The organism is Novosphingobium sp. FKTRR1, from assembly GCF_020404405.1.
Lineage (GTDB): Bacteria > Pseudomonadota > Alphaproteobacteria > Sphingomonadales > Sphingomonadaceae > Novosphingobium.
Window position 1 is genome coordinate 1 of sequence record NZ_JAIZDA010000001.1, and the last position, 14,404, is coordinate 14,404.

General features: G+C 63.1%; 14 protein-coding genes and 1 tRNA gene. 2 read left to right on the forward strand and 13 right to left on the reverse strand.

What is annotated here, in order from left to right; translation table 11 throughout:
• Positions 1–196: 196 nt before the first annotated feature.
• The 9 genes from LDN95_RS00005 to LDN95_RS00045 form a co-directional block, all read right to left on the reverse strand.
• A complete protein-coding gene (locus tag LDN95_RS00005) occupies positions 197–367 on the reverse strand; it encodes a hypothetical protein (protein ID WP_226015576.1) in 171 nt (56 codons plus the stop codon).
• Entirely contained in the window at positions 364–1,131 is a 768-nt protein-coding gene (locus tag LDN95_RS00010; protein WP_226015577.1) for an MBL fold metallo-hydrolase, read from the reverse strand. The genes LDN95_RS00005 and LDN95_RS00010 overlap by 4 nt, the downstream gene beginning before the upstream one ends.
• Entirely contained in the window at positions 1,128–1,922 is a 795-nt protein-coding gene (locus tag LDN95_RS00015; protein WP_226015578.1) for a TatD family hydrolase, read from the reverse strand. The genes LDN95_RS00010 and LDN95_RS00015 overlap by 4 nt, the downstream gene beginning before the upstream one ends.
• On the reverse strand, positions 1,922–3,484 hold the full coding sequence (gene metG / locus LDN95_RS00020; protein ID WP_226015579.1) for a methionine--tRNA ligase: 1,563 nt from the start codon (positions 3,482–3,484) through the stop codon (positions 1,922–1,924). The genes LDN95_RS00015 and metG overlap by 1 nt, the downstream gene beginning before the upstream one ends.
• Before the next feature lie 37 nt (positions 3,485–3,521).
• Complete coding sequence (locus tag LDN95_RS00025) at positions 3,522–4,493, reverse strand: DNA polymerase III subunit delta' (RefSeq protein ID WP_226015580.1); 972 nt, start codon at positions 4,491–4,493, stop codon at positions 3,522–3,524.
• A complete protein-coding gene (tmk, locus tag LDN95_RS00030) occupies positions 4,493–5,140 on the reverse strand; it encodes a dTMP kinase (RefSeq protein WP_226015581.1) in 648 nt (215 codons plus the stop codon). Before tmk ends, LDN95_RS00025 begins: the two co-directional genes overlap by 1 nt.
• The gene (locus LDN95_RS00035) at positions 5,137–6,309 is read right to left on the reverse strand and encodes a D-alanyl-D-alanine carboxypeptidase family protein (protein ID WP_226015582.1); all 1,173 of its coding nucleotides are present in this window, start codon (positions 6,307–6,309) and stop codon (positions 5,137–5,139) included. Before LDN95_RS00035 ends, tmk begins: the two co-directional genes overlap by 4 nt.
• A gap of 70 nt (positions 6,310–6,379) precedes the next feature.
• A complete protein-coding gene (locus tag LDN95_RS00040; RefSeq protein WP_226015918.1) occupies positions 6,380–7,360 on the reverse strand; it encodes a sporulation protein in 981 nt (326 codons plus the stop codon).
• Entirely contained in the window at positions 7,344–8,372 is a 1,029-nt protein-coding gene (locus LDN95_RS00045; protein ID WP_226015583.1) for a lytic transglycosylase domain-containing protein, read from the reverse strand. The genes LDN95_RS00040 and LDN95_RS00045 overlap by 17 nt, the downstream gene beginning before the upstream one ends.
• A 164-nt stretch (positions 8,373–8,536) precedes the next feature.
• Between LDN95_RS00045 and LDN95_RS00050 the strand changes: the two genes are divergently transcribed.
• A tRNA-Ser gene (locus tag LDN95_RS00050) sits at positions 8,537–8,626 on the forward strand.
• Positions 8,627–8,646: 20 nt separating this feature from the next.
• Here the strand turns inward: LDN95_RS00050 and LDN95_RS00055 are convergent.
• The 4 genes from LDN95_RS00055 to LDN95_RS00070 form a co-directional block, all read right to left on the reverse strand.
• Entirely contained in the window at positions 8,647–8,865 is a 219-nt protein-coding gene (locus LDN95_RS00055; RefSeq protein ID WP_226015584.1) for a hypothetical protein, read from the reverse strand.
• 132 nt (positions 8,866–8,997) lie between these two features.
• On the reverse strand, positions 8,998–10,686 hold the full coding sequence (locus LDN95_RS00060) for a M10 family metallopeptidase (RefSeq protein ID WP_226015585.1): 1,689 nt from the start codon (positions 10,684–10,686) through the stop codon (positions 8,998–9,000).
• Between the two features lie 143 nt (positions 10,687–10,829).
• Positions 10,830–12,242 (reverse strand): dihydrolipoyl dehydrogenase, encoded by a 1,413-nt coding sequence (lpdA, locus tag LDN95_RS00065; protein WP_226015586.1) that lies wholly within the window; start codon positions 12,240–12,242, stop codon positions 10,830–10,832.
• 108 nt (positions 12,243–12,350) lie between these two features.
• A complete protein-coding gene (locus tag LDN95_RS00070; protein ID WP_226015587.1) occupies positions 12,351–13,664 on the reverse strand; it encodes a pyruvate dehydrogenase complex dihydrolipoamide acetyltransferase in 1,314 nt (437 codons plus the stop codon).
• 266 nt (positions 13,665–13,930) lie between these two features.
• Here LDN95_RS00070 and LDN95_RS00075 point away from each other — a divergent pair, with 266 nt between their 5' ends.
• Positions 13,931–14,389 carry a universal stress protein gene (locus tag LDN95_RS00075; RefSeq protein WP_226015588.1) on the forward strand — a complete coding sequence of 153 codons (459 nt, stop codon included), beginning with the start codon at positions 13,931–13,933 and terminating at the stop codon, positions 14,387–14,389.
• The last annotated feature ends 15 nt before the right edge of the window (positions 14,390–14,404 follow it).

Here is a 14,404-nt window from a genome sequence, read left to right on the forward strand (position 1 = left end):
CGAAAGCTCCTCGGTACTCATACGCAACACCGCCATGCTCAATACCTCCGAACAGCCGGAGGGCACGGTAGCCCAAGTGAGACATCTCTACTTTGCGCGACTGTGACATTTGAACGTTGCTGCTACATTATGTCAGATCGATAATAATGATTATGTTAAATTGAAGCGCTCATGGGTGTTCATAGAAGTGCAAAGATCAGCGATGAAAGCCGGCAAAAGCATAGGCAGTCACCGCAATGATCACCACCCAAGCCGCGCCAATGACGATGCGTTGACGCATGGGTGTTGCGCGCAAACGGCTGTTGGCCAGAACGAGAGTCAGCGCCATCGCGATGCCGATCAGTTGAACGATCGAATCGGTTGTCACAGAACCAGTTCCAGCCCGTCGAAACCCGGCTCGACATGCCCTGGCGTTTCGTCGCACAGTGTGCGGTAGTCCATCGATTTGTCGAGATGCGTCAGAACCGCACGACCGGCCCGGCAGGCTTCGACAAGTTCAAGAGCCATGCCAAGATGCGCGTGCGTGGGATGCGGCTTGCGACGCAATGAATCCACGACCAGCACATCGACCCGGTCAAACAGCGCGACCATATCCGCCGTTATCTCACTGAAATCAGTAGCATACCCGATGGACTTGCCATCCTGGTCGAAGCGGAACGCGGTGGACTGCGCCGGGCCGTGGGGCATCTGGCAGAACCCGATCCCGATCCCTGCAATCATCCGCACCCGGTCGAGGTTCTCGAGCGAACAGATCGTCGGATAGCCGTGCTGTCCGGCAAAGACATAGCCGAACCGCATCCGCAAGCGCCGTACCGTTTCATCGGCAGCATAGCCCGGGATCGGCGCGCCACGCCCCATCCGCAACGGACGCAAGTCATCGATCCCGTGCGTGTGATCGGCGTGATCGTGGGTCCACAGCACGCCATCGATGCGGCCGATTTCGGTTGCCAGCAACTGCTGGCGCAAGTCGGTCGGGGTGTCGACCAGCAACCGCGCCCCGTCAGCACCTTCAACCACGATCGCAACCCGCGTCCGACGATTGCGCGGTTCGGCCGGATCGCAATCGCCCCAATCGTTGCCGATGCGCGGAACCCCGGTGGACGTGCCGCTGCCCAGCATGATCAGCTTCATGCGGCAATCGCCCCAGCAATTCCGGCCTTGGCAAACAGTGCAGCAAAGTTGCGGCCGGTCGTCTCGGCCAGCGCCTGAGGAGTTTCACCGCGCAAACTCGCTACGAAGTGCAGTGTGTCCGCCACGAACGCAGGCTCGCAGACTTTGCCCCGGTGCGGCATCGGCGCCAGGAACGGAGCGTCGGTTTCGACCAGCAACCGATCCTCAGGAACTTCCGCAGCGAATGCCTGCAAGTCCTTGGCGTTCTTGAAGGTTACAATCCCCGACAGCGAAATCGTCAGGCCAAGCTCGATCATCTTCTGGCCGAATTCAGCAGACGCGGTGAAGCAGTGGATCAGCGCGGGGAAGGCCCCCTTCCCCATTTCCTCGGTCAGGATTCGGGCGGTGTCATCTTCGGCGTCGCGGGTGTGGATAATCAGCGGCAGCCCGGTTTCCCGCGCCACCGCGATGTGGACCCGGAACAGATCCTGCTGAACCTGACGGTCGGAATGATCGTAATAGTAATCGAGGCCCGTTTCACCGATGGCGATCACGCGCGGATCGTCGGTTGCCGCGCGCAAGGCGGCGGCACCGAGATCGACGTGTTCATCAGCCTCATGCGGGTGAATGCCGACGCTGGCCCATACGTCGGCATAACGATGCGCGGTTGCCACAATGTCAGCCCATTCGCGCTGCCGGGTGGAGATGTTGAGAAAACCCTTCACCCCGGCCGCACGGGCACGTTCGAGCACAGCGTCCTGTTGCTCAGCCAAGCCCTTGTAATTCAAGTGACAATGCGAATCGATCAGCATCAGGCGACCTCGTCCGCCGGAAGCTCCAGACGCGGGAATACGCCGGTGGGCTGCGACAGGGTGAAGCCCGAGGCGATCAGATCCGAAACCCACCCGGTGTTGTCGATTGCGGCAAAGGTGCGCGCATCGGGCGCGCTGCCCATCTGGTCCAGAAGTGCGTCGATCGCCGTTGGCACCACGGGTCGCACGGCGTGCGCCAGATCGTGCACCGCGCGGAACAGCGTCATCAGCACCGCCTCCATCCGCGCAGGGTCGGTCTTTCGCAAGGTCCACGGTGCCTGCTCATCAACATAGGCATTGCAGCGGAACACCGCCTGCATCCAGTGGTCCAGTCCGCCGCTGAAGTCATAGCCGGCAAAGCGTTCCTGCATCGCGCTGATCAGGCCGCCGACAGTGCCAAGCAGTTCCACATCCGCATTGTTTTGTGGCAGTTCATTCTTCAGCGCACCGCCCATGTTCTTGAAGATCATCGACAAAGTCCGCTGCGCCAGATTGCCGAAGCTGTTGGCCAGTTCGGCGTTGCAGCGGGTGACGATGGCTTCTGCGCTGTAGCTGCCATCGTTGCCGAAGCTGACTTCGCGCATCAGGAAATAGCGCAAGGAATCAACGCCGAAGGTCTGCGCCAATTCAAGCGGATCGACCACATTGCCCAGCGACTTGGACATCTTCTCGCCCCGGTGGAGCAGGAAACCATGGCCGAACACCAGCTTGGGCAGCGGCAGATCGGCGCTCATCAGAAAGGCCGGCCAATAGACCGTGTGGAAGCGGACAATGTCCTTGCCGATCAGGTGGATATCGGCGGGCCACCATTTTTCCAGCTCGGGTGTCTTGTCCGGGTAGCCAAGCCCGGTCAGGTAGTTGGTCAAGGCATCGACCCACACGTACATCACATGGTTCGGACTGCCCGGCACCGGCACGCCCCAATCGAACGAGGTGCGCGAAACCGAAAGGTCACGCAGGCCGCCTTCGACAAAGCGGATCACCTCATTGCGGCGGCTTTCGGGCTGGATGAATTCAGGATGCGCTTCATAAAGGTCAAGCAAGGGCTTCTGATACTTGGACAACCTGAAGAACCAGCTTTCCTCGACCTGCCATTCGACAGGGGTGCCCTGCGGCGAAAGCTTCACGCCATCATCGCCCGCGATCAGTTCGCTTTCGTCATAGAAAGCCTCGTCGCGCACCGAGTACCAGCCCTCGTAGCGGTCGAGGTAGAGATCGCCCTTGTCGGCCATGGCCTGCCAGATCGCCTGGCTGGCGCGGTAGTGCGCTTCGTCGGTGGTGCGCTGGAACACGTCGTAACTCATGTTCAAGGCATCGGCCATCGCGCGGAAATGCTCGGTCATCTCGTCGCACAACTGGCGTGGGGTGACGCCGAGTTCGCGCGCCTTTTGCGCCATCTTCAGGCCATGTTCGTCGGTACCGGTCTGGAAGCGGACATCGCGGCCTTGTGCGCGCTGAAACCGCGCGATCACGTCGGCGGCGATCCATTCATAGGCATGGCCGATATGGGGCTTGCCATTGGGATAAGCTATGGCGGTGGTGATGTAGAACGGTTCGCCCATCGGGACGGTGCTTCCTTGCGCGTGGTGGGCAATCGGATCAGGCCCTGTTGGCGTTCTCCCTAGTGCGCCCGACCGATGCCAGCAAGGCACCGATTTCCAGCAGCATCAAGGCGGGGTCGAAATTGAAGATCGGTGCCTGCCCGGCCAATGTCACGATCCGGGCATGGGCTTCGACGATCTGGGCCGCAGCGTTCCGGTCGGCGCTGTCTAGCGCGCGGACGAGGACCATGCGCGCGGCCTCGATGATGGCAGCCTGCCGTTCGCGGTCGAGCTTTCCGGCAAGGGCGGTCGACAGCGCGCCGCGCAGGGCAAATTCGGGATCGCCTTCGCGTGCAAGCCGCTGCATCAGGCCGAATACCGTACCCAGTTCATGCGCGGCAAAGGCGAGCGCGGCACCCGGCGATCCGGCGCCGACCGCCAGCGCAGCAGTGCGGGTAGCCGCATCCATTGGCTGGCCCGACCGATCGAGCGCAAGGGCAAGATCGGCATCGTTCAAGGCATGAAACCGCAAGACCTGACAGCGCGATCGCACCGTCGGCAGCAAACGCCCCGGTTGATGCGCCACCAGCAGGAAGAACGTACCCTGCGGCGGCTCCTCAAGGCTTTTGAGCAATGCGTTGACCGCGCCCTTCTCCAACTGATCGGCTGCGTCGAAGATGACCGCGCGGCGGCGGCCGAGTGTCGGCCGGGTGACCAGACGGCGCTGCATCTCGCGTACCTGATCGACGCTGATATTGCGCTTGCGCTGCCAAGGGCGGCCGTCATCGCGCTTTTTGACCTCATCCTCGTTGGCGGGCAGAGGTTCCAGTCGCAGAATGTCGGGGTGCTGGTGCGGCGGAGGTTGCGGAACGCCCGGCTCGGCAACAAGCTCGGCAGCGGCGGCAAGCGCGAAGGTGGCTTTGCCCAACCCTTCCCGCCCGGCGAGCAGCCAGGCATGATGGGGGCGTTGCCCGCCGATCGCCGCGCGCCATTGCGCCCATGCCGCCTCGTGCCCGATCAGGTTACTCATCACAGGCCGATCGCCGAGTCTAGCGCAGCGATGATCCGTGCATGGACTTGTGAAGGTTCGCCTGCAGCGTCGATCACCACAAAGCGACCGGGTTCGGCGCTGGCAAAGCTGGCGAAAGCGGCCGCCACGCGCGCGTGGTATTCGGCCGAGCGTCCGCCGATGCGGTCGGACGCACCCTGATCGCGCAGCGCGAGGCGCGCCGTTGCTTGCACTGGATCGAGCGTCAACAGCACGGTCATATCGGGCAACAGGCCCTCGCTACCGATCGTGTGGAGCGTGCGGATATCGGCGTCGGACAGACCGCTGCCGCCCCCCTGATAAGCGCGGCTCGAATCAAGATAGCGATCGCACACCACCCATGCGCCGCGCGCCAATGCCGGAAGGATCAGCCGTTCGACATGGTCGGCGCGCGCGGCAGCAAACAACAGCGCTTCGGCGCGCGTGCCCCAATCTGCCCCCTCGGTAGATAGCAAAAGTGTGCGGATGGCCTCGGCCCCCGGTGTGCCGCCGGGTTCGCGTGTGGTGACAACTTCAAGCCCGCGAACGCGCAAGGCTTCGGCCAGCAGGCGCGCTTGCGTCGATTTGCCTGCGCCCTCTCCTCCTTCAAACGCGATGAACCGTCCGGGCCGGGTTGCTGGTGCGCTCATTGTCCGACCATCGCCAGCAAGCCGTTGCGCAAACGGTCGAACAGGCCGGCGGGAGCCACGTTCGCCCCTGCGACCAACGGAATGCGCTGCGCGGGTTGGCCGGGGGCCTCCACCACCAAAGTCGCCACTTCATCGCCCTTGGCCACTGGTGCCCGCAGTGGCCCTTTGTAGCGGATCCTGGTGCGGATCGACGCGGCCGGGGCGTTCCATCCGCGCGGCACGGTCAAGGCCAGATCCTGCGGCGCGACAAGCGCGATACTGCGCTGAGCGCCGCCTTGCACTTTGGCCTGACCGAGCACGGCCCCGCTACGGAAAAGCGGCCGTTCGTCCCATGCGGCAAAGCCCCATTCGATGAGTTCGCGCGACTGTCTGGCGCGGTCGGTCGGCCTGTCATAGCCGCCGACGACGACCATCAGCCGCCGCCCGTTGCGCAGGACCGAGCCGACGAAGCCATAGCCGGCCTCGTTGGTGAAGCCGGTCTTGACCCCGTCGGCACCCGGCGTATTGCCATAAAGCGGATTGTGATTGGCCTGTGCGATGCCGTTCCAGGTCAATCGGTCATGCCCATAGAACCGCCGATAGAGCGCGGGATGGCGGGTGATGAGCGCAGTCGACAGCGTAGCAAGGTCGGCAGCAGAGACGTAAGTCTGGCCTTCGTCCATCCAGCCGTTGGGCGTGTTGAAATGCATGTCGCGCAAGCCGAGTTCGCGCGCCTTGGCGTTCATCAACGCGGTGAACGCACTGACATTTCCCGCTATTCCTTCGCCAAGCACGACGCAGGCATCGTTGGCGGAGACGGTGACGATGCCCTCGATCAGGTCGGAAACGCGGGTCTGGCTTTGGTTGCCAAGGAACATCGTGCTGCCGACACCGTGCCATTTGCGGAAGGTTTCGGGCCGCATCGTGAAGGTGCGGTCGAGCGACAGCTTGCCCTGATCGATCAGTTCGAACGCGACATAGCTGGTCATGATCTTGGTCAGCGAGGCCGGGACGAACCGGCGATGCGATTGACGTTCGAACAGCACCCGGCCCGACGCCACATCGATCAGCAGAGCGATCGGCGCATCGACTTGTGGCGGTGAAGCGGGGTCATTCAGCGGTGCAGCCTGCCCCTTGGCCAACGCGGATTGCGTCCCTGAGAGCAGCAATGCGGCAAAAATGGCAGTCAATCTTGAAGGCAACGGCGATTCCCCGGCAACATGCGGCCCCGTATCAAGACGCCCTTGCCAGCAGTGCTGGTCAGTCGCCCGAAACGATCCGGGCATCGGCATAGCCTGCACGATGCGCCTTCGCCAGTGCCGCTTCAGCCGCAGGCTTGCCTGCCGCAGAGATGCGTACGCGGAATACCTTGCCCGACGCGCTGACGCTGCCGCCCAAGGCACGCGCCACCTTTTCGGCCCGATCGCGCGCTGAGAACGCGGCTACTTGAACGGCAAGTTTTGCGGTGCTGGAAGCGGACGTGCCGTAACCGGATGTGGCGGGGTTCGGATGCGGTGCTGGTGCAGGTGCCTGTGCAGGCTTGGGCTTCACAACCGGTGCCTTGGGAGCGGGAGTCACCGGCCTTGGCGCAGGCAATTGCGTTGGCACAGGATGCCCGACGATCTGTGGCGATAGCTTTACCGGCAAGGGCGCAGGCGAAAGCACCGCGGTTACGGCATCGTCTGGCACTTGCGCTGGTCCGACGCCAAGCTTGCGCTTGAGCGCGCCGAGCAGGCCTGGCGGCGTGTCCATCCGCGCGGGGGCTTGCTGTCCGGTGCGCAAGAGCGCGCGTTCCTGCTCGGGCGGATTCACCCGGCGCACCCGCACCGGCGCATGAGCGGTCGCCGGGTCGAGGCCAAGTTGCGCCAGCGCGGCAGGGGAAAGCTGGATCAGCGCCGGGCTGTCCATCGGTCCACGCTTGTCCAGCCGAACAAGCGCGGTGCGGCCCGAATCGAGCGATGTAACCTCGACATAGCAGGGGATCGGCAGCGTGTGGTGGGCGCCGGTTACCCCGGCCCCTTCGCCTGCCAGCGCATAGCCGACAGCATCGTAATTGAGCGTATCCGAAGGGGTGAAGCTGGTTCCCCCTGCCACATAGGGATCGCCGATCACGATCGGATAGTCGGCGGTCGGCCCATAGATGTCGGCCGCAGGTTCCGGCGGGCGGGCGGAGGCCGTACCGGCCAGAGCGAAAAACGATGCGCCACCGATCAGGAGTGCAAATTTAGCGGCTGATTTCATCTGACAGCAATCCCACCGACAGGGCGTAGAAGTTCGAGCAATTGTAATCGAGGATAACCCGATAATTTCCGGTTAGCAGCCAGCCGGGTTTGGCGGGGCCATCGGGTTCGAACAAGGTGGCCTGCACGTCATCGCCGGGCCATACGCCCCGAAGCGGAACGATCCCCATCGCGCGCCACTCTGCCATCGAACGCCAACGCGAATGGCGGGTGAACACCTGTGGGCAGCGCGGACTGACCAGCCCTGTGCGCAAGGCGGTGCGGTCGAACGTTGCCGGAACCGAGACTGCAATGCCCCATGGCTGGCCGGTTCGCCAGCCGGCGTCGCGGAAATAGTTGGCGATCGACGCAAGCGTGTCGGCCCGACTGCTCCAGATGTCGGCCAATCCGTCTCCATCGGCATCTTGCGCCACCCGCAGATATACGCTCGGCAGGAACTGCGGATTGCCGAACGCCCCGGCCCAGCTTCCGACAAGCTTCCAGCGTGGCACACCTCGGTCTACCATCCGCAACAAAGCGATGAATTCATCGGCAAACAGCTTTTGCCGCCGCCCCTCATAGGCCAGCGACGCCAACGAGCGGGCGAGATCGAAATCGCCGGTGATCCGGCCATAGTTGCTTTCATGCCCCCATATCCCGAGCAGGATGCCCGCAGGTACACCATAGCGCCGCTCGACCGAACCGATCAGCGCGGCATCCTCGACGATGATCCGGCGGCCACCTGCAATCCGCACCGGATCGACGTGGCGTCGGCGGTAGGGCTCGAACGAGGGTATGGTCGATGGTGCGCTGCCAGGCTGATTGCGATCGAGAGCGATGACCCGCGGATTGAAAGTGAGGCTGCCGATCACGCTGGAAATCGTGGTTTCGCGGATACCTTCGGCGCGGGCACGGGCCGCCAGCAATTGCAGATAGGCTTGGAAGCCCGCTTCCTCGCTGGACTGCGCGACGGCGGGGGCAGCATTGCACAACAGCCCCAGTATCAACGCGATAGAGGCCAAAAAAACATTCATGGTTGAGCGTCTGGTCATCGCCACCGGATGTCGCACGGCGCACGCAGATTGGGAAGCCCCGTCGCCCGGTTCGCGCAGCGTTGTCGGCAGGCGGTTACAAATCCTCGGCTAAACCACTTGCACCTTGCGCCCAGCGCGCTATCCGGCGCTGAACCACAGCACACGGACAGGTGGCCGAGTGGTTTAAGGCAGCGGTCTTGAAAACCGCCGTGGGTGCAAGCTCACCGTGGGTTCGAATCCCACCCTGTCCGCCAAGTGTGCCGCCTGCCAGGTTTTAACTGGCGATGCGGGTGCGCAGCAGGCCGTCTTCCCAGACTTCGATCTCGCGATAGGCCGGAGCCTTTCCCGCAAAAGTGATCGCGTCGTCGACAGTGTCGGCAAAAAGCTCGACCTGCTTCGAGAACGTGTCCTCGCAGGCGTGGTAGACCAGCAGATAGTGATGTCTTGGCGCAATACGCCGCTGGGAAGCCATTTCCGAACGAATCGACAGCATGGAGCAGTCTCCAGGACCAATCCCCTGAAGGTACCCCGAACTGGTTAAGGACTTTTACCTAGATCTTGGTCTGGAGCTTAAAAGGGTTGTGCACTGCAGCATCGGCTTCCCCGACTGGTCCTCGCGCCTCGCTCACAGCACGATATCGGCCGCGACCAAGGCTGGCCCGCCATCGATCCGGATGGCGAAATCGGCGGTGCCGTTGCCGTCAATATCACCCGACAGCAGCCCGACGCCCGCGGTCACGACATAACGCAACTCGCCAGCATGCTTTCCGAACGCCGCCGCGCCGATGTATGTAAAGGCATCGTTAGAGGCAGCGGTCAATGTATTGGCATCGATCAGGTGCAGATCGATCTGGTCGCCCTGGGCATGACTGAAATCGACGATTTCGTCGGCGGTCGTCGCAGTTGTGCCTGAAAAGTCTGTATTCAACGCGAACTGGAAACTGTCGGCGCCTGCGCCACCTGTCAGCAGATCCTTGCCCGCGCCGCCGATCAATACGTCATTGCCGCCGCCACCGACCAGCGTGTCAGTCCCTGCCCCACCATCCAGCGTATTCGCCGCATCGTTGCCGGTCAGTTTGTCGGCTCCTGCTCCACCGATCAGGTTCTCGATGCTGATGAATGAGTCGGTGCCGCCACCCCCGGTAACTTGCGCTGTGGTAACCGAAAGGCTTGCCGTTATAGCCGTAGTCGCGGCTGCATAGCTTGCCGTATCGGTGCCATCGCCACCGTTGAGCGTGTTCGCGCCCGCGCCACCGTTCAGAATGTCGTTGCCCGCACCGCCCAGCAGCGTGTCGTTTCCGCCATAACCGTTCAGCGTGTCGTCGCCGGCTCCTCCGTCGAGCGAGTTGTTCGCGTCGTTGCCATCGATCGTATCGTTGCCCGCACCGCCGATGGCGTTCTCGATCGTGCAGTTGAAGGCGATGCCGATGTTCTTGGTGAGGCTGATATCGGCATAGTTCAGCGAGGAATACGCCCCGGCGTGCAGATCGATCGCGCAACCGTTGGTGAACGCGGCCACGCTGAACGTGTCGGTACCGCCGGCGTCCCAAATCGCCTCGTACGACGGCGCGGTCGGGCTGAAGGCATAGACATCATCCCCCGTGTGATAGGTCATGTTCGCGCCGTAGATCTGTTGCACAGCGGCGATGTCATAGACCATCGGCGACTTGATCAGGTACTCGGCGATCTTGGTGGTGGGGTTGTACCACCATACTTTGTCCGGGTCGGTGTAGGACATGATCGTGTAGCGGCGATTGTCGAGCCCGGAGCCGATCACCGGCGCCTCGAACGGGTGCTTCAGGCCGATCGCATGTCCGATCTCGTGCATCATCGCCATGAAGTTGTAGGTGCCGAGCGCGAAGGACTGGCCCATCGACCCCGGCGCGATCCAGATATCGCCGTGCGCGTTGGTTGCGCCATCTGACACCCCGAGGGCATAGCCCCAGTACCCTGCACCGACTTTCGAGCTGAAGGCAACGCGGATGTCGCCCACTTGTCCGGCGGCGGTCTCGTCAACCTGCTTGAATTGGATGGCCGCCACATTGGCCCACTTCTGGAAGGCTGCGGTGACTTGCGGGATCTGGGTGGCGGTCAGCGCGCCGGTCTTGCTGGCGGCAGGCTCGGCATAGCCGGTGACGAACTTGCTGGCGACGCTGTTGGCCCAGGGGAAGCTGTAGCTGACTTGCGTCACGCCCGCGACCTTGGTCGACCAGCCGACGCGGAAGTAGGCCTGAGAAGGGAGCAAGCCATTGATCGCCGCGTTCGTGCTCAAGGCAATGCGGGCAACTGGTGAGGCGCTGTTGTACAAGGGCATGCAGGTCTTTCCTCCAGATGGAGTGGTCGCTGCATGTAAAGACAGGGGTCGGTAAAAGTTTGAATAACCCATCCGGCGGCCTGTTGCAGAGGGCCAGCCGGATGGGGATCATCGCGTCAAAATAAATTAACCATGCGAAATGGTCACATGTGGATGGTGCGCCCGAACGCCGAAAGCACCGATTCATGCATGGATTCGCTGATCGTGGGGTGCGGAAATACTGTGTTGATCAATTCGGCTTCTGTGGTTTCCAAAGTCTTGCCGATAACGAAACCCTGAATCATTTCGGTCACTTCTGCACCAACCATATGCGCGCCAAGCAGTTCGCCGGTCTTGGCATCGAACACGGTTTTGACGAACCCGTCCGATTCGCCCAGCGCGATGGCCTTGCCGTTGCCGATGAAGGGGAAGTTGCCGACCTTGATCTCATGGCCCGCTTCCTTGGCCTTTGCTTCGGTCAGCCCGACGCTGGCGATCTGCGGATGGCAATATGTGCAGCCCGGAATGTTCGAGCGGTCGAGCGGGTGCGGATGGACGTCCTTGTTGCCAAGTTCGGCAGCGATGGCTTCGGCAGTGGTCACGCCTTCGTGGCTGGCCTTGTGCGCCAGCCAGGGGCCGGGAGTCACGTCGCCGATGGCCCACAGGCCCGGAATGCCCGTACGGCCATAACCATCGACTTGAATGATGCCGCGCTCGGTCTTCACGCCCAGTGCCTCAAGCCCGATGGCTTCGGTATTGGGCACGATGCCGATGGCGACGATGACATGGCTGTAATCGCCTTCGGTGACCTTGCCGTCCTTGGTCTTGATCTTCGCCTTGACGCCAGTTGCACCGACGGTCAGCGCCTCGACCCCGGCGCCGGTGAGCACGGTCAGGCCCTGCTTGGTCAGCGACTTTTCAAGGAAGGCCGAAACGTCTGCGTCTTCGACCGGCACCACCCGGTCAAGCGCTTCGACAACCGTGACCTTCGAGCCCATGTCATTGTAGAAGCTGGCGAACTCGATGCCGATTGCGCCCGAGCCGATTACCAGCAGATTGCTCGGCAGTTCCTTGGGCGTCATCGCGTGGCGATAGGTCCACACGCGGTTGCCGTCGGCCGGGGCAAACGGCAGATCGCGCGCGCGCGCGCCGGTGGCGACGATGATGTGCTTGGCGGTCAGCGTCTCGGTGCCTTTGTCGCTGGTCACCTCAAGCGTGCCCGGCGCCTTCAGCACGCCTGCGCCCATGTGCACGGCGATCTTGTTCTTCTTCATCAGGTGCGTGACGCCCTGATTGAGTTGCTTGGCCACCCCGCGCGAGCGCGCGACTACCGCAGCGATATCGGCGCTGACGTTGTCGGCGGCCAGACCATAGGCCTTGGCGTGCTTCATCTGGTGGAACACTTCGGCCGAGCGCAGCAGCGCCTTGGTCGGGATGCAACCCCAGTTGAGGCAGATACCGCCGAGGTTTTCGCGTTCGACGATGGCGGTCTTGAGGCCCAGTTGCGCGGCACGGATAGCGGCGACATAGCCGCCGGGGCCCGAGCCAAGGACGATGAGGTCGTACTGTTCAGCCACGCGGATGCTCCTTCACGTCCCCGGCCGGCACGAAATCTGCCGGTCACGGGTTGCAATGTCTGGCGGAACGGCGCGCGCGGCGCCGCTCCTCAAAGTGACAGTCCCGGCTCAGGCCACCAGGCCGAGCGGGTTTTCGACGAGGCCCTTGAACGCCTGCATCAGCGCTGCGCCATCCGCTCCGTCGATGGCGCGGTGGTCGAAGCTGCCGGTAACCGACATCACCGTGGCCACGGCCAGCGCGCCATCGACCACATAAGGGCGCTGCTCGCCCGTGCCGACGGCAAGGATCATCGCCTGCGGCGGATTGATCACGGCATCGAACTGCTTGATCCCGAACATGCCGAGGTTCGACAGGCTGGCGGTGCCGCCCTGGTATTCCTGCGGTTGCAGCTTGCCCTCACGGGCCTTGCCCGCCAGCGTCTTCATCTCGGTGGCGATGGCCGACACGGACTTGGCCCCGGCATCCTTGATGATCGGCGTGATCAGCCCGCTGGGCGCCGCGACCGCAACCGAGATGTCGACCCGGCTGAACGTGCGCAGTTCGTCACCGGCAAAGCTGACGTTGCAGTTGGGCACTTGCACCAGCGCCTTGGCCAAAGCCTTGATCAGCAGGTCGTTGACCGACAGCTTCACGCCCTGCGCTTCCAGCGCCTTGTTCAACTGGCCGCGCAGCTTCAACAGCGCATCGAGCTGCACGTCCACGGTCAAGTAGATGTGCGGGATGGTCTGCTTGGCTTCGGTCAGGCGGCGCGCGATGGTCTTGCGCACGTTGTTGAGCTTGGTCGCCTCGTATGGAATGCCGAAGTCGGGCACCGCCGCGGCAACCGGGGCCGGAGCGGGAGCCTGAGCGGCTGCGACCGGAGCGACGGCGGCGACGGGCGCTGCAACGGCAACCGGAGCGGGCGCGCTGGTTGCCGACACGGCATCAAGGTCGGCCTTGACAATCCGCCCGTTGGGGCCGCTGCCCTTCACGCTTGCCAGATCGATGCCCTTGCCAGCAGCGATTCGCTTGGCCAGCGGGCTGGCGACGACGCGGTCGCCACTCGGCGCAGCAGCAGCGATGGGCGCGGCAACCGGGGCAGGCGCGGCAACGACTGGCGCGGGTGCAGCGGGTACCTCGACGACCTTCGCGGCAGGCGCGGCAGCAACCGGAGCGGGCGCCGGAGCGGCGGCATCTTCATCTTCGCCCGCGATCGTGGCGATCACGGTGCCGACCTTGACCCCTTCGGTCCCGGCCGCGATGTCGATGGAAACCACCGTTCCTTCATCGACCGCTTCGAATTCCATCGTCGCCTTGTCGGTCTCGATCTCGGCAAGAATATCGCCCGAAGCCACCTTGTCGCCAGCCTTGACCAGCCATTTGGCCAAAGTTCCTTCTTCCATGGTTGGCGAAAGCGCAGGCATCTTGATGGCAATCGGCATGGCGGGTTTTCCGTTCTTCCGGCGGCCTTGGGAAGTCCCGGCAAGGACTATCGCCAATCCGGCGTTGTGATCCTGCGCATTATAACCGGAAAGGATAGTTTCTAACCAGTCCTGCGCAGCGCCATTTCGCCACGCCAGCGCCTGTGGTCAAGTGTCTTGGCGCTTGCCCCGCATACGAATTATGCCATGACCCATAACCTGAAGCAAAACTGCCTGAAAAATGACTGCCGGCAAAATGACTGCCTGAGGAAAGATTGGGGGCTGCCATGGGACAACGCGTCTATCTCGTACTGATGGATGAAAGCGAAGAAGCCCGCCGGGCGCTGCGCTTTGCCGCGCGCCGCGCGGTGGGGACCGGCGGAACCGTGCACATCCTTGCCCCGGTACCCAAGCAGGACTTCGTCGCGTTCGGTGCCATCCAGGCCACGATCGAGGAGGAAGCGCGCGAACAGGCCGAACGATTGGTAGCGGTCGCTGCGGGCAACCTCGCCAGCGAATCCGGCCTGACCCCGGTGATCGCGGTCCGGCAGGGTGATGGGCCGCAAGTGGTGCGTCAGTATCTGGCCGAACATCCCGAAGTCAGTGCACTGGTGCTGGGCGCGGCATGCGACGGCACGCCCGGTCCGCTGACCGCGCACTTCACCGCGCACGCCTGCAACCTGCCGTGCGTGCTGATGATCGTGCCCGGCGGCATCGACGAGGACCGACTCGACGCGGTAAGCTGAGGCTTCAGGCCGCGC